Below are 15,410 nucleotides of genomic sequence, written 5' to 3' on the forward strand. Positions count from 1 at the left end.
AGGGCTCAGAATGCCATCACCCTTTGCCGGGCGCCGCCTGGGAATCCTTCAGCGGCTCTGGCGCGCGATATTGCAGGGCGATAAGCAGTGCTAAAACCACCATGGACAGGGCGACGACAAAGGTGAAATGCAGGCCATTTGCGACCTCCTCGGGGCTGGCGGCGGAAACGCCACTCGCCGGTAACGCTGAGGCGAATATCGCACCGAGCACCGCCGCGCCGGTAAAGAAGCCCAGGTTGCGCGACAGGTTGAGCAACCCGGCAATGACGCCGCGCTTCTGCGCAGGTATATCCGCCATCACGGCGGTGTTGTTGGCGGTCTGAAACAGCGCGTAGCCCAAGGTGGTGACCACGATGGCCATGATGTAGCCAGCCATGCCCAGCGCAGGTGGCACCAGTGTCAGCATCAAGCAGCCGAGTCCCATGGTCGCCAACCCGACGAGCCGCATGGGCCGCACGCCGAACCGATCCGTGAGGCGCCCGGCAGGCACGCCGGTCAACGCAGCAACGCAGGGACCCACGGCCAACACCAATCCTACCAATGCGGTCGGCAGTCCAAGGCTGATGGACAAGTAGAAAGGCCCTACCAGCAGCGTCGCCATCATGACCGTCGCGACCAACGCACTCGTTGCCAGGCCTGACACCAGCAGCCGGTCACGGAACAATGCCAGGGGGATCAACGGCGACGTTACCCGGCGCTGGGCCATAACAAACAACCCGCCGCCAAGGATCGCCACCAGCAGCAAGGCGAGATTGAGTCCACCAAAATGGCCGCGTCCCAGGGTCATGGCCAGTGCATAAGCGCCCAGCGCCGTCGCCAGCAGCACTGTGCCCGGGATATCGAAGCCGGGTCTTGCAGCACTCGTCTGCGGGCGATGGGTGGGCAAGGAATGCCAGGCCAACAGCCACGTCAGGAGCCCGAGGGGGACGTTGATCAGAAAGATGGCGTGCCAGCCAAAGGCGCTGACCAGCGTACCGCCGAGCGAAGGACCAAGGGCGGTGCCCACCGCTGACAGCGTGGCCAGCAAGCCCATGGCGCGACCGGTTCGGTCCTTGTCGACCGTTTCACCGACCAGGGCCAGGGTCAGGGTCATCATGACCGCCGCTCCCAGGCCTTGCAGCGTCCGGCCTGCGATCAATAGCCCAAGGGAAGGGGCGAGTCCGCAGAGGACGGACGCCAGGGTGAACAGCAGAATCCCAGCCAATAGCAGTTGCCGGCGTCCCAGCAGATCACCCAGGCGCCCGACGCTGACAATCAGCGTGGAGATCGCCAGCAGATAAGCCAGCACCACCCATTGGACTGCCTGGAAAGAGGCGCCGAACGCTTCGGCCAAGGCGGGCAGGCCGACTGTGGCGACGCTGGTGCCCAGCGAGGCGAGCAAGGTTGCCAGGGCAAGGCTGGTCAACGCCAGCGCGACGAGGAGGTTTGGGGAGCGCCGGGAATGTCCGGCGGTGTATGGACTGGTTTCATGCTGTTCTCCGGAGCGGTTCACAAAAACTGGACTGTCAGAACAGTACGCCCGGGCATAACATGGCGGAAGACGCAGCATTTGCACTTTATAGCTGCATGCGACGCCATCTATGAGCCCGAGGCCTGACCATGTCCATTCCCGACCTCAACCTGTTGATCACCCTTGACGTGCTGTTGGCAGAAGGCAGCGTTGCCCGAGCGGCCCAACGGCTGCGGCTCAGTCCTTCGGCGATGAGCCGGGCGTTGGCGCGATTGCGCGATACCACCGGTGACCCGCTGTTAGTGCGGGCCGGGCGAGGGCTGGTGGCCACGCCCCGTGCCTTGGAACTGCGCGAGCAGGTCAGTCAACTGGTGCAGGATGCCCAGACAGTACTGCGCCCGGTCGAGGCCCCGGACCTGCGGCGGTTGAATCGGACCTTTACGCTGCGCACCCGGGAAGGGTTCGTGGAAAACTTCGGGATCGACCTGATTACCCGCATCGGCGAGGAGGCCCCCGGTGTCCGAATGCGCTTCGTGGACAAGGCTGACAAGAGCAGTACGGCACTGCGCGAGGGGACCGTGGACCTGGAAACCGCCGTCGTGGACAAGGACACCCGACCGGAGCTACGCACCCAGGCATTGTTTGTCGACCGACTTATCGGCGTGGTACGCCTGGGGCATCCGCTGAGCCAGGCCGAGGTTACCGCCGCTGCTTATGCCGAGGGCGGGCATATCGCTGTCGCCTTGCGCGACCTCGACCACGGCCCCATCGATCGGGCATTGGAGCCCTTGAACCTGACGCGAGAGATCATCACCACCGTCCCCGGTTTTTCCACGGCGTTGGGGCTCGCGCGGTCCAGTGACCTGATCGCCAGTGTGCCCGAACGCTATACCACCCGCCTGCGCGCCGGCCTGCACAGCTTTGCGCTGCCGTTCCCGGTGCCGATATTCACGATTGCCATGCTCTGGCATCCACGAATGGATGCCGATCCGGTACACCGCTGGCTGCGAGGTTGTTTGCGTGAGGTTTGCGCGCGCAACACTGGGGAGCAAATAGGCCACTAATTCATATTAATTAATAGCACTTCACTGGCACTTAGTTGCTGAAAGTGTGCTGCTCGACATAGGGCGATATTTAATATTTAAATAGGGTTTTGTCCGACAATTCTTGATCCTGAGGCTGTGCTGCCTGTATTAACGGGGCGGGCGCCTAGTGCCCCGCGTGTCGTCAGAGTTGTTGTTCATATGCGTCGAAAAAATTGCTAGACGTTTGATTTCGAATTGTGTCAGTTTTCTTGCGTCCTCAATTGGGCGAGTGATAGGACGATCTCGCCAGAGATTGTCTGTCTGACAAAAACTGTTCCATTGCAAACAAGGAAGTGTGTTTATGTCGAAAGTCAAAAGCAGCACTATTGATTCTGCCGAACAACTCTTCTGGGCACCGCAATCATTGGCCGCGCCCAGTAATGCATTCAACCAGATCAATAGTTTCAGCCATCAATACGACCGTGGCGGCAATCTCACCGTCAATGGCAAACCGTCGTACTCAGTGGACGAGGCGGCTACTCAATTGCTGCGGGACGGCGCGGCCTATCAGGACAAGGACGGCAGCGGCAAGATCGAGCTGACCTATACCTTTCTCACCTCCGCGTCCTCCAGCACCATGAACAAGCACGGAATCAGTGGTTTCAGCCAGTTCAGTGCCCAGCAGAAGGGCCAGGCTGCGTTGGCCATGCAATCCTGGGCGGACGTGGCCAATGTCACCTTTACCGAGAAGAGCAGCGGTGGCGACGGGCACATGACCTTCGGCAACTACAGCGGCGGCCAGGACGGCGCAGCGGCGTTCGCCTACCTGCCGGGCACCGGCGCCGGGTATGACGGGACATCCTGGTACCTGATCAATAGCAGCTATACCCAGAACAAGAACCCGGACCTGAACAACTATGGCCGGCAGACGCTGACCCACGAAATCGGCCACACCCTGGGCCTGGCGCACCCTGGCGACTACAACGCCGGCGAAGGCAGCCCGACCTACGATGACGCCACGTACGGCCAGGACACCCGTGGCTACAGCGTCATGAGCTACTGGAGCGAAAGCAATACCGACCAGAACTTCAGCAAGGGCGGAGTGGAAGCCTACTCTTCGGGCCCGTTGATGGACGACATCGCGGCGATCCAGAAGCTCTACGGTGCCAACATGAGCACCCGTACCGGTGACACCACCTACGGCTTCAATTCCAACGCCGGCCGCGACTTCCTCAGTGCGTCCTCCTCGTCGGACAAGGTGGTGTTCTCGGTATGGGATGCGGGCGGTCGCGATACCCTGGACTTCTCCGGTTTCACCCAGAACCAGAAAATAAACCTCAATGATGCCTCGTTCTCCGACGTTGGCGGCATGGTGGGCAACGTATCCATCGCCCAGGGCGCCACCATCGAAAATGCCATCGGCGGCTCGGGCAGCGATCTGCTGATCGGCAACGAAGTGGCCAACGAGCTCAAGGGGGGAGCCGGCAATGACATCCTCTGGGGCGGCGGCGGTGCGGACAAGCTGTCGGGCGGTTCGGGTGCGGACACGTTCGTGTTCGCCGCGAGCTCCGACTCTCGGCCGGGTGCCACGGACCAGATCCTCGATTTCGTCAGCGGCCTGGACAAGATCGACCTGACCGGTATCACCAACGGTGCGGGCCTGCACTTCGTTAACGCGTTCACCGGCGCGGCGGGTGATGCGGTGCTGTCGACATCGGGTGGCAACAGCCTGCTGTCGGTGGACTTCTCCGGGCATGGCATGGCCGATTTCCTGGTCAGTACCGTCGGCCAGGCAGCGATTTCGGACATCGTGGCCTGAACCACCCCGCAGGGGCTGGAGAAGCCTGGGATCTTCATTCGAGGCTCAAATGAGCAAAAAGATCGCAGGCTTCGCCAGCTCCTACGGGAGCTCCGTTGGAATGGACAAGATGGAAAAAAATTTTACGCCCTGTAGCTTCTCGGCAATCGCCTGGTTACTCGCTACGTTGATGCTGTTTTCTGGAGAAGTCGCCATGGCGCGCAGCCTGTTGTTAGCAGAACCCTCTCAATTGGCCGGTCAGTGGCGGGCCGTTTTGGCAGGCCCCCAGGACAATGCGCAAACCCAGGCATTGCAGGACAAGCCGTCGAATATCTGCATCATCGAACTCAAAGCGGACCAGACCGTAGGTGGGCAAACCGATTGCCTGGGCCATTGGCTCGGGGATGAGCCGGTTCATTGGTTTCCGGAACCCGATGGTCTTTCGCTGCTTGGCAAACAAGAGGCCAGAGTTCATCTGGGACTACGCCAGGGCCATTCTTATCAAGTCAATTTGAAGTCAGGACTGAGCGTTACGCTCGAGCGCAATATCCAAGAGAACGCTCGCTAACGTATGTGTACGGCCTGAGCCTGTTTACCAATAATCCGCGCGTTTGTTCCATCAAGCGTGCACTTTGGTGTGCTCAGGTTCAATTATTAAAAGATTGGCAAGTTTAAGTGTTTGCCAACTCTGTGGCGAAGCCAATAGCAGGGAAGAATGATGAAGAGGGCAAAGACCGCCACCGCGATGCCGCTGTTCAAGGCACTGGGCGATTATAAAAACATCCTGCTCAGTGTCGGTTGTTTTACCGCGCTGATTAACGTCCTGATGCTTGCGCCTTCCATTTACATGCTTCAAGTGTATGACCGCGGATTGTCCTCGCAAAACGAAACCACTCTGGTGATGTTGTCGTTGATGGTGGTGGGGTTCTTTGTCTTCATCGGGCTGCTGGAGATGGTGCGCAGCTTCATCGTCATCCGCATCGGCAGCCAATTGGAAAGGCGTTTCAACCTCCAGGTCTACAAAGCGGCGTTCGAGCGCAACCTGCTGCAGGGCGAAGGCAACGCCGGGCAATCCCTGGGCGACTTGACCCATCTGCGCCAGTTCGTCACCGGGCCGGCGCTGTTCGCCTTCTTCGACGCCCCCTGGTTCCCGGTCTATCTGCTGGTGATCTATCTGTTCAACGTCTGGCTAGGCGTGTTCGCCAGCATCGGTACGCTGCTGCTCATCGGGCTGGCATGCCTGAACGAGGTCATGACCCGCAAGCCGTTGGGGCAGGCCAGCGGTTACTCGCAGCAGTCCAGTCAACTGGCCACCAGCCACTTGCACAACGCCGAATCGATCCAGGCCATGGGCATGCTCGACGCGCTGCGCAACCGCTGGTTTGCCGTGCACTCGCGCTTTCTCGGCTTGCAGAACCAGGCCAGCGACACCGGCGCGGTCATCAGCGCCTTCAGCAAGACCTTGCGCCTGTGCCTGCAATCGCTCGTGCTGGGTCTGGGGGCGCTGCTGGTGATCAAGGGCGACATGACCGCCGGGATGATGATTGCCGGCTCGATCCTGATGGGGCGGGTATTGAGCCCCATCGATCAATTGATTGCCGTGTGGAAGCAGTGGAGCGGCGCGAAGCTGGCCTATCGTCGTCTCGACGCACTGTTGCAGGCCTATCCGCCCGAGGACGATGGGATGCCGCTGCCGCCGCCCAAGGGCCAGGTGAGCTTCGAGCAGGTCAGCGCCGGACCGCCAGGGCAACGCCAGGCGACATTGCATCAAGTCAGCTTCAGTCTCGGTGCCGGCGAGGTGCTGGGGGTCTTGGGCGCGTCGGGCTCCGGCAAATCCACCCTGGCCCGTGTGCTGGTGGGCGTGTGGCCGATCCTCGGTGGCGCGGTGCGCCTGGACGGCGCCGATATCCATCGCTGGAACCGTGACCAACTCGGCCCCTACATCGGCTATTTGCCCCAGGACATCGAGCTGTTCAGCGGCAGCATCGCCGAGAACATCGCCCGCTTTCGCGAGGCCGACCCACAGAAAGTCGTCGCTGCCGCGCAGCAGGCCGGTGTGCATGAGCTGATCCTGCGCATGCCCCAAGGCTACGACACGGTGTTGGGGGAGGACGGATGCGGATTGTCCGGCGGGCAGAAACAACGGGTCGCCCTGGCCCGGGCCCTGTACGACCGGCCGAGCCTGGTGGTGCTCGACGAACCCAACTCCAACCTGGACACCGTCGGCGAGGCGGCGCTGGCCAGCGCCATCGCGCAGCTGAAAGCCCAGGGCACCAGCGTCGTGCTGGTGACCCATCGCTCCTCGGCATTGGCTCAGGCCGACAAGTTGCTGGTGCTCAACGAAGGTCGGTTGCAAGCCTTCGGACCGAGCCAGGAAGTGCTGCGGGCGCTGTCCGGCCAATCGGACACTCCGCGAGACAAACCCCAGGCGACGCCCAACGGATTGAGCATGAGTCGTCAATACCAGGCCGCCAGCAAACCCAGCAACGCATGAGCAAGGATCGCGACATGAACCTCGAACACAGTCGACTCCACGAGCACCCCGAACGTGACGCCCGCTTCTTCATGCGCATGGGCTGGGCCCTGGCGATCCTTGGCGCGGGCAGCTTCTTTACCTGGGCGAGCCTGGCCCCGTTGGATCAGGGCATTCCCGTGCAGGGCACGGTGGTGGTTTCCGGCAAGCGCAAGGCCGTGCAATCGATGAGCAGCGGCATGGTCAGCCGGATCCTGGTGCGTGAAGGCGAAGCGGTCAAGCAAGGGCAACCGCTGTTTCGCCTCGACCAGACCCAGGCCTCGGCGGATGTGCAATCGCTGCAAGCCCAGTACCGGATGGCCTGGGCCAGCCTGGCGCGCTGGCAAAGCGAGCGGGACAACCTGGCACAAGTGAGTTTTCCGAGCGCGTTGAGCCAGGACCCGGACCCACGCCTGGCATTGGTGCTCGAAGGGCAGCGACAACTGTTCAGCAGTCGTCGCGAAGCCTTCGCTCGGGAGCAGGCCGCGTTGCGCGCCAGCATCGAAGGTGCCACCGCGCAGTTAGCGGGGATGCGCCGGGCCCGTGGCGACCTGACGGCCCAGGCCGAGTCCCTGCGCCAGCAACTGGGCAACCTGCAACCCCTGGCGGATAACGGCTATATCCCGCGCAACCGTCTGCTGGACTATCAACGGCAATTGTCCCAGGTGCAGCAGGAACTGGCGCAGAACAGCGGCGAAAGCGGTCGGGTGGAGCAGGGGATCATCGAGTCTCGGCTGAAGCTGCAGCAACACAGCGAGGAGTACCAGAAGGAAGTCCGCAGCCAATTGGCCGAGGCCCAGCTCAAGAGCGAAACCCTGCAACAGCAGCTCGCGTCGGCCGGGTTCGAGCTGCAACACAGCGAGATCCTCGCCACCGCCGATGGCATCGCCGTCAACCTGGGGGTGCACACCGAAGGCGCCGTGGTGCGCCAGGGCGACACCTTGCTGGAGATCGTGCCCCAGGGCACCCGGCTGGAGGTGGAAGGGCACCTGCCGGTGAACCTGATCGACAAGGTCGGTATCCATCTGCCAGTGGACATTCTGTTTACCGCCTTCAACCAGAGTCGCACACCAAGGGTTTCGGGGGAGGTCAGCCTGGTGTCCGCCGACCAGATGATCGATGAAAAAACCGGTACGCCGTACTACGTGCTGCGCAGCAGCGTTGGCGATGCGGCGCTGGAAAAACTCAATGGCCTGGTGATCAAGCCCGGGATGCCGGCGGAAATGTTCGTGCGCACCGGCGAGCGCTCGCTGCTCAACTACCTGTTCAAACCGCTGCTCGACCGGGCCGGCTCTGCGTTGACCGAGGAATAAGGATGTCCGCTGTATGAAGTGTTTCTACGGGTTGGCACTGCTGGCCGTTTCTACCTGCAACCCTGCCTGGGCCATGGGCCCGTTCGAATTCTACGAACAGGCCCTGCGCAACGACCCGGTCTACCTCGGGGCGATCAAGGAGCGCGACGCGGGCCTGGAGAATCGTGCCATCGGCCGTGCCGGGCTGCTGCCGCACCTGGGCTACAGCTACAACAAGGGCCGCAACCAGTCCAAGGTCACCTACCTCAATGACCGCGGTGCCAGCCAGCATGACGATCGCAACTACAGCAGTTACGGCTCCAGCCTGACCCTGCAACAGCCGCTGCTGGACTACGAGGCTTACGCGGCCTATCGTAAAGGGGTGGCGCAGGCGCTGTTCGCCGATGAGAATTTCCGCGGCAAGAGCCAGGAGTTGTTGGTGCGGGTGCTGAGCCATTACACCCAGGCACTGTTCGCCCAGGACCAGATCGACATTGCCCAGGCCAAGAAGAAGGCTTTCGAACAGCAGTTCCGCCAGAACGAGCATCTGTTCCGCCAGGGCGAAGGCACCCGTACCGATATCCTCGAGGCCGAGTCGCGCTACGAGCTGGCCACCGCCGAAGAAATCGAAGCGCACAACGAACAGGATGCCTCCCTGCGTGAGCTGGGTTCGCTGATCGGCGTGCCCACCCTGGCCATCGGCGACCTGGCGCCGTTGAACGAAAGCTTCCAGACCTTCGCCTTGCAGCCCGCCGGTTTCGATACCTGGCACGAACTGGCTGTGAGCAACAACCCCAACCTGGCCTCCCAGCGCCAGGCCGTGGACGTGGCGCGCTACGAGGTAGAGCGCAACCGCGCCGGGCATCTGCCCAAGGTCAGCGCCTACGCGACGATGCGCCAGAACGAGTCGGAAAGCGGCAACACCTACAACCAGCGCTACGACACCAACACCATTGGCCTGGAAGTCAGCGTGCCCTTGTATGCCGGTGGCGGGGTGTCGGCTTCGACCCGCCAGGCCAGCCGCACCATGGAACAGGCCGAATACGAGCTGGACGCCAAGACCCGGGAAACCCTGATCGAACTGCGCCGGCAGTTCAGCGCCTGCGTGTCGGGGGTGAACAAACTGCGGGCCTACCAGAAAGCCCTGGTCTCCGCCGAAGCGCTGGTGGTGTCGACTCGGCAGAGCATTCTTGGCGGCGAGCGGGTCAACCTTGACGCGCTCAACGCCGAGCAACAGCTCTACACCACCCGCCGCGACCTCGCCCAAGCCCGTTATGACTACCTCATGGCCTGGGTCAAATTGCATTACTACGCCGGCACGTTGGGGGAGCAGGACCTGGCGAAGGTGGATGAGGCGTTTGTCACCCGCTAAATCCCCTCGCCACAGGAGCCAGTGCCAGCCAGCTGATCCACAGGGGCCTAAGCGACAAAGAGCGGCAAAAACCACAGGACTTTGCAACAACTAAGGATGGTTCATGAAAATCGATAACAAAAAGTACCCCGGAAAAACACGTAGCCTGTTCCTGCTCAAAACCTTGAATCAGGCCATGCTCTGCGCGGTGGCGACCCTGGGCACGGCCCAGGCGGCGCCTTATGTCGAGGGTGGCAGGTCCGGGGACCCGGACAGTTGGCGCAGCGCCGAATTCAACGCCGAGTGGGGGCTGGGTGCGATCAATGCGCAGCAGGCCTATGCCGCTGGCTACACTGGCAAGGGCGTCAAGCTGGGGATCTTCGACCAGCCGGTCTATGCCGCACATCCGGAATTTTCCGGCACCGACAAAGTCGTGTCCCTGGTCACCAGCGGCATCCGCGAATACACCGACCCATACATTCCGGTGAAGGCCGGTGACCCATTCCGCTACGACGGCTCTCCCACGGTGGGCTCCGATGGCAAGCTGGGCTCCCATGGCACCCATGTCGGCGGGATCGCCGCCGGCAGCCGTGACGGCAGCCCGATGCACGGCGTGGCGTTCGATGCGCAGATCATCAGCGCCGACAACGGTGACCCCGGCCCCGAGGACGGCATCATCCTGGGCAACGACGGTGCTGTGTACAAGGCCGGTTGGGATGCGCTGATCGCCAGCGGCGCGCGGATCATCAACAACAGTTGGGGCATCGGCATCACCGACCGCTTCGACCAGGGCGGCCGGGACCCAGCCTTCCCGCACTTCACCGTGCAGGACGCGCAACTGCAGTTTGACCAGATCCAGCCGCTGCTGGGCACCCGGCCGGGCGGCGCCTACGAAGGCGCCATCGCCGCCGCCCGCAGTGGAATCGTGACCATTTTCGCCGCCGGCAACGACTACAACCTCAACAACCCCGACGCCATCGCGGGCCTGGCGTACTTCGTGCCGGACATCGCGCCGAACTGGCTCACGGTCGCTGCCCTTCAGATCAACCCCGATACCAGCAGCCCTGATCCATACACCATCAGCACCTTCTCGTCGCGCTGTGGCTATACCGCCAGTTTCTGCGTATCGGCGCCAGGCACCCGGGTCTATAGCGCCGTGATCGGCGGCACCAACGCCGATGACCTGACGGTCGGCTACGGCAACAAGAGCGGCACCTCCATGGCGGCGCCCCATGTCGCCGGCAGTGTGGCGGTGTTGATGGAGCGCTTCCCCTACATGACCGGCGCCCAGGTCGCCAGCGTGCTGCGTACCACGGCCACCGACATGGGCGCCCCTGGCGTCGATTCGCTGTACGGCTGGGGCATGATCAACCTGGGCAAGGCCATCGACGGTCCATCGATGCTGGTGACCGAGCAGGACATTCCGGTGGAGTTCCGCGTGGACGGCGCCTACGGCAGCGGGCAATTCGTGGCGGACCTGCCGGGCGTCGGTGCGATCGTCGATGCCGGCAAACCCACGGAACGGGTGTGCAGCGGAATCCAGTGCGGGCTGGATGTATGGCGCAACGACATAACCGGTCACGGTGGCCTGACCAAGGAAGGCATCGGCACCCTGGTGCTCACCGGTGACAACACCTACAGCGGACCGACCCTGGTCAACGAGGGACGCCTGGCAATCAACGGTTCGCTGGCGTCGGCCGTGACTGTCAATGACGGCGGGGTACTGGGCGGGAACGGACGTATCGCCAGCCTGATGGCCAACCAGGGCGGCAGCGTGGCGCCTGGCAATTCCATTGGCACGTTGCAGGTGGCCGGGGATGTGACCTTCCAACCGGGCTCGACCTACGCGGTGGAGGTATCGCCGACCTCCAGCGACCTGATCATTTCCGGCGGCAAGGCCACGGTCGACGGCGCGACAGTGTCGCTGTCCCTGGAAAACAGCCCGACGCTGCTGGCCGCCAGCGGAGTGACCAGTTTGTTGGGGCGCCAGCTCGACATCCTGCAGGCGGCCGACGGTATCGAAGGGCGTTTTGGCCAGGTACTGCCCAACTATGCGTTCCTGGGAGGAAACCTGGCGTACTCCGCCAGCGGTGTTCAACTGACGGTGGCGCGCAACGCGACGTCCTTCAGCAGCCTTGGCCTGACCCCCAACCAGCGTTCCGTAGCGTCTGCGGCGGAGCAGTTGGGCGCCGGCAACGCCCTCTACGAAACCTTGTTGCTGTCCCCCAGCACCGCCGTGGCCCAGCAGGCGTTCCAGCAATTGTCCGGCGAGATCCATCCGGCCATCGGCACACTGTTGATCAACCACAGCCGTTACCTGCGAGACGCCGTGGGTGATCGCCTGCGCCAGGACGCACTGTACGACGCCAGTACGCCAACCGATGTGGACAGCAACCTCTGGGTCAAGGCACTCGGCGCCTGGGGCAAAAGCGATGGGGGGCATGACAACGCCAGCTCCAACAGCTCCATCGGCGGGCTGCTGATCGGTGGCGACGGCTTGATCGGCGAACGGACACGCCTGGGCTTCGTCACCGGATACAGCGACAGTTCATTGAGCATGGGGGATGGCACGCATTCGTCGGCCGATGCCGACAGCTATCACCTGGGGGCTTACCTGGGGCATGAGGTCGACGCGCTGCGCCTGACCGTCGGTGGCGCCTACAGCTGGCATCGCATCGACGTCAAACGTGAGTTGCAGTGGGCCGAGGTCAGTGGCCGGGAGAAAACCAAGCGCGATGCCCGCACCGGCCAGCTCTTCACCGAAGCGGCGTATCGCCTCGACCTGCAACCCGTGGCCCTGGAACCGTTCGCCAACCTGGCCTATGTGCACCTGGACAGCGACAGTTTCCATGAGAAAGGCGACAGCGCAGCCCTGCACGGTGGCGACGACCGTCGCGATGCACTGCTGTCGACGCTGGGCATGCGGGCCAGCCATACCCTGGCGCTGTCGCAGACGCAGCAATTGCAACTCTCCGGGTCCCTTGGTTGGCAGCACAACTTGAGCAACACCCGTTCCGAACAGGACCTGGCGTTTGCCGGTAGCGCGGACACTTTCGCGGTGCAGAGCGTGTCCATGGACCGCAACGCGGCGGTGATCGGCGCTCGGGCCGGGCTCGCGGTGGCCAAGGATGTGCGCGTCAACCTGGACTACAACGGCCTGCTCGGTGCCCGGGATAAAAGCCATGGCGTGGGCCTGACGTTGGATTGGCAGTTTTGAGCCCGGGAGAAATGACCGGAAGACCGCTTCACTTTGCACCTATTCCAACAACAAAAAGAGAGGCAGCAACACATGGGTATCTACGATTACAAGAACCTCGGCACCACCGAGTCCAAGGCATTGGTCAGCGATGCAATGGCGATCATGCTGTATTCCTACCATAACCTCGACAACGGCTTTGCCTCCGGGTACCAGCACAATGGTTTCGGTGCCGGTTTGCCGGCAACCCTGGTCACGGCACTGCTTGGCGGCACCGACTCCCAGGGAGTGATTCCCGGCGTGCCGTGGAACCCCGACTCGGAAAAGCTTGCCCTCGAAGCGGTGCAAAAGGCCGGATGGACCCCCATCAGCGCCTCGCAACTGGGTTATATCGGCAAGGTGGATGGTCGCGGAACGTTTTTTGGCGAGAAAACCGGTTACACCACCGCGCAGGTGGAGATCCTTGGCAAGTACGACGCTGATGGACACCTGCAGGAAATCGGCGTGTCGTTTCGTGGCACCAGCGGCCCCCGGGAAAACCTGATCACCGACTCCATAGGTGATGTGATCAACGACCTGATGGCCGCCCTGGGTCCCAAGGACTATGCGAAAAACTACGCCGGTGAAGCCTTCGGCAACCTGCTCGGGGATGTCGCCAAGTTTGCCCAGGCCCACGGTTTGACGGGCAAGGACGTACTGGTCAGCGGTCACAGCCTGGGCGGCTTGGCGGTCAACAGCATGGCGGACTTGAGCGCGGGCAAGTGGTCGGGGTTCTACAACAGCGCCAACTACGTCGCCTATGCCTCACCGACCCAGAGTGGCACCGACAAAGTGCTGAACATCGGCTATGAAAACGACCCGGTCTTCCGGGCGCTGGACGGCTCGGCGTTCAATCTGTCGTCGGTGGGTGTGCACGATGCGCAGCGGGAATCGACCACTGACAACATTGTCAGCTTCAATGATCACTACGCTTCGACGGCCTGGAACGTGTTGCCATTTTCCATCCTCAACATCCCCACCTGGATTTCCCACCTGCCCACCGGCTACGGCGATGGCATGGGCCGGATCATGGGCTCGGCGTTCTACGACCTGACCGAAAAGGACTCCACCGTCATTGTCGCCAACCTGTCGGACCCGGCACGGGGCAATACCTGGGTGCAGGACCTCAATCGCAATGCCGAAGCCCACACCGGCAGCACCTTCATCATTGGCAGCGACCAGGCCGATCTGATCCAGGGCGGCCAGGGCAACGATTACCTGGAAGGCCGCGCCGGCAACGATACGTTCCGCGATGGCGGCGGTTATAACGTGATCCTGGGCGGGCAGGGCAACAACAGTTTGCACCTGCAGCAATCGGTGAAGGCTTTCAGTTTTGCCCATGATGGGGCCGGTACGTTGTACGTGCGTGATGCTCATGGCGGGATCAGCATCACCCGTGACATCGGTACGCTGGTCAGCCAGGAGCCCGGATCGCTCTGGGGAATGCTCAAGGATGAGGTCAGCCACAGCGTGACCGCCAACGGCCTGGTGGCCGGGGGCAACCTGACGGCGTATGCCTCATCGGTCAACGGCAGCGCGGCTGACGACACCCTGGTGGCACGGGCGACCGGTGACTGGCTGTTCGGCCTGGGCGGTAACGACAGACTGGTGGGCGGTGCGGGGAACGACACCTTCGTCGGCGGTTCAGGCAATGATGTGATGCAATCGGGTGGCGGCAACGACACCTTCATCTTCAGCGGCGTGTTCGGCCAGGACCGGATCAGCGGCTACGACGGGGGAGACAAGTTGGTGTTCATTGGCGTACAGGGGGCCGGGGCGGGTTATGACTACAGCCAGCACCTGTCGCAGGTGGGTGCCGACACGTTGCTCACGGTGGGCGACAGTACCGTGACCTTGGTGGGGGTAGGGGTGGGGCAGGTTGGAGACAACATCGTGTTTGCCTGATTCCCGTATCGAACCCTGACCTCTGTGGGAACTGAGCTTGCTCACGATGGCGGTGGATTTGCCTGCATTGATGCCGAATGTGCCACCATCGCGAGCAGGCTCGCTCCCACATGGACCGGGGCTGACTTTGATTCCATGACCACCGCAGATCCCCTGTGGGAGCACAGCTTGCTCGCGATGGCGGCAGTACAGTCATCTTTAAGCGACTGGTTCACCGCTTTCGCGAGCAGGCTCGCTCCCACATGGACCGGGGCTGACTTTGATTCCGTGATTACCGCAGATCCCCTGTGGGAGCACAGCTTGCTCGCGATGGCGGTAGTACAGTCAACCTTTAAGCGACTGGTTCACCGCTTTCGCGAGCAGGCTCGCTCCTACATTATCCGGCGGTGACTGTGATTCCGTGATTACCGCAGATCCCCTGTGGGAGCGAGCCTGCTCGCGATGGCGGTAGTGCAGTCGCAAGTGATGCCAGCTATGCCATCGTCATCCCGGGCAAGTCCAAAGAGATTCAATCTTCCTTGCGAATCGTCGCCACGTCATCGGCGCGCACCCGGACTTTCTTGCCGGCAATGTCTTCGAACTCGTAGAACCCGTCGGAAGTGCGGGTGTTAGGGGTGTCCTTGGTCAAATACTGGGTACCGTTCTGCAAGGTCACGACGGTCGGCGTCGAGCAACCGGCCAGCGCCAGGAGCGCTGCGGCAGCCAAGGGCAGGCCCAGGAATCTGATGTTCATATCCATACCTCTCGATCAAAAGGACGCAGCTGATCCGGCCGCGCCATCACTGTAATCAACCGCCATTGGTCCCGCTTACTGTAGGAAAGTTCATCGTCTACCACAGGAT

At 62.3% G+C, this 15,410-nt stretch carries 10 protein-coding genes; 8 read left to right on the forward strand and 2 right to left on the reverse strand.

The window, feature by feature from the left end:
- Nucleotides 1-16: 16 nt before the first annotated feature.
- Nucleotides 17-1,492: an MFS transporter gene (locus FGE05_RS13540; protein ID WP_373682478.1), complete on the reverse strand. Its 1,476-nt coding sequence runs from the start codon at nt 1,490-1,492 to the stop codon at nt 17-19.
- A 107-nt stretch (nt 1,493-1,599) separates the two neighbouring features.
- On the opposite strand from FGE05_RS13540, the gene FGE05_RS13545 reads away from it, so the two are divergent.
- The 8 genes from FGE05_RS13545 to FGE05_RS13580 all read left to right on the forward strand — a co-directional run bounded on the left by FGE05_RS13545 (nt 1,600) and on the right by FGE05_RS13580 (nt 14,568).
- Nucleotides 1,600-2,514 (forward strand): LysR family transcriptional regulator, encoded by a 915-nt coding sequence (locus tag FGE05_RS13545; protein WP_024778500.1) that lies wholly within the window; start codon nt 1,600-1,602, stop codon nt 2,512-2,514.
- Nucleotides 2,515-2,836: 322 nt separating this feature from the next.
- Complete coding sequence (locus FGE05_RS13550; protein WP_139645630.1) at nt 2,837-4,294, forward strand: serralysin family metalloprotease; 1,458 nt, start codon at nt 2,837-2,839, stop codon at nt 4,292-4,294.
- Nucleotides 4,295-4,403: 109 nt separating this feature from the next.
- Nucleotides 4,404-4,841, forward strand: a complete 438-nt coding sequence (locus tag FGE05_RS13555; RefSeq protein ID WP_139645718.1) for an AprI/Inh family metalloprotease inhibitor — start codon at nt 4,404-4,406, stop codon at nt 4,839-4,841.
- Nucleotides 4,842-4,991: 150 nt separating this feature from the next.
- Nucleotides 4,992-6,767 carry a type I secretion system permease/ATPase gene (locus tag FGE05_RS13560; protein WP_139645632.1) on the forward strand — a complete coding sequence of 592 codons (1,776 nt, stop codon included), beginning with the start codon at nt 4,992-4,994 and terminating at the stop codon, nt 6,765-6,767.
- A complete protein-coding gene (locus FGE05_RS13565) occupies nt 6,764-8,098 on the forward strand; it encodes an HlyD family type I secretion periplasmic adaptor subunit (RefSeq protein WP_139645634.1) in 1,335 nt (444 codons plus the stop codon). Before FGE05_RS13560 ends, FGE05_RS13565 begins: the two co-directional genes overlap by 4 nt.
- A 13-nt stretch (nt 8,099-8,111) precedes the next feature.
- On the forward strand, nt 8,112-9,449 hold the full coding sequence (locus FGE05_RS13570; protein ID WP_139645636.1) for a TolC family outer membrane protein: 1,338 nt from the start codon (nt 8,112-8,114) through the stop codon (nt 9,447-9,449).
- Nucleotides 9,450-9,624: 175 nt separating this feature from the next.
- Complete coding sequence (locus tag FGE05_RS13575; protein WP_257225651.1) at nt 9,625-12,645, forward strand: autotransporter serine protease; 3,021 nt, start codon at nt 9,625-9,627, stop codon at nt 12,643-12,645.
- A gap of 72 nt (nt 12,646-12,717) precedes the next feature.
- Nucleotides 12,718-14,568 carry a polyurethanase gene (locus FGE05_RS13580; RefSeq protein WP_139645638.1) on the forward strand — a complete coding sequence of 617 codons (1,851 nt, stop codon included), beginning with the start codon at nt 12,718-12,720 and terminating at the stop codon, nt 14,566-14,568.
- Nucleotides 14,569-15,076: 508 nt separating this feature from the next.
- On the opposite strand, the gene FGE05_RS13585 is transcribed toward FGE05_RS13580, so the two are convergent.
- Nucleotides 15,077-15,301 (reverse strand): YgdI/YgdR family lipoprotein, encoded by a 225-nt coding sequence (locus tag FGE05_RS13585; protein ID WP_139645640.1) that lies wholly within the window; start codon nt 15,299-15,301, stop codon nt 15,077-15,079.
- Nucleotides 15,302-15,410: the final 109 nt, after the last annotated feature.

It is taken from the genome of Pseudomonas sp. ICMP22404, from assembly GCF_006227205.1.
In the GTDB taxonomy this organism is placed as follows: domain Bacteria; phylum Pseudomonadota; class Gammaproteobacteria; order Pseudomonadales; family Pseudomonadaceae; genus Aquipseudomonas.

Bases quoted from the DNA above. Each gene is read 5' to 3' on its own strand.
- FGE05_RS13545 (WP_024778500.1), top strand. From the start codon at position 1,600: ATGTCCATTCCCGACCTCAACCTGTTGATCACCCTTGACGTGCTGTTG.
- FGE05_RS13550 (WP_139645630.1), top strand. From the start codon at position 2,837: ATGTCGAAAGTCAAAAGCAGCACTATTGATTCTGCCGAACAACTCTTC.
- FGE05_RS13555 (WP_139645718.1), top strand. From the start codon at position 4,404: ATGGAAAAAAATTTTACGCCCTGTAGCTTCTCGGCAATCGCCTGGTTA.
- FGE05_RS13560 (WP_139645632.1), top strand. From the start codon at position 4,992: ATGAAGAGGGCAAAGACCGCCACCGCGATGCCGCTGTTCAAGGCACTG.
- FGE05_RS13565 (WP_139645634.1), top strand. From the start codon at position 6,764: ATGAGCAAGGATCGCGACATGAACCTCGAACACAGTCGACTCCACGAG.
- FGE05_RS13570 (WP_139645636.1), top strand. From the start codon at position 8,112: ATGAAGTGTTTCTACGGGTTGGCACTGCTGGCCGTTTCTACCTGCAAC.
- FGE05_RS13575 (WP_257225651.1), top strand. From the start codon at position 9,625: ATGCTCTGCGCGGTGGCGACCCTGGGCACGGCCCAGGCGGCGCCTTAT.
- FGE05_RS13580 (WP_139645638.1), top strand. From the start codon at position 12,718: ATGGGTATCTACGATTACAAGAACCTCGGCACCACCGAGTCCAAGGCA.
- FGE05_RS13585 (WP_139645640.1), bottom strand. From the start codon at position 15,301: ATGAACATCAGATTCCTGGGCCTGCCCTTGGCTGCCGCAGCGCTCCTG.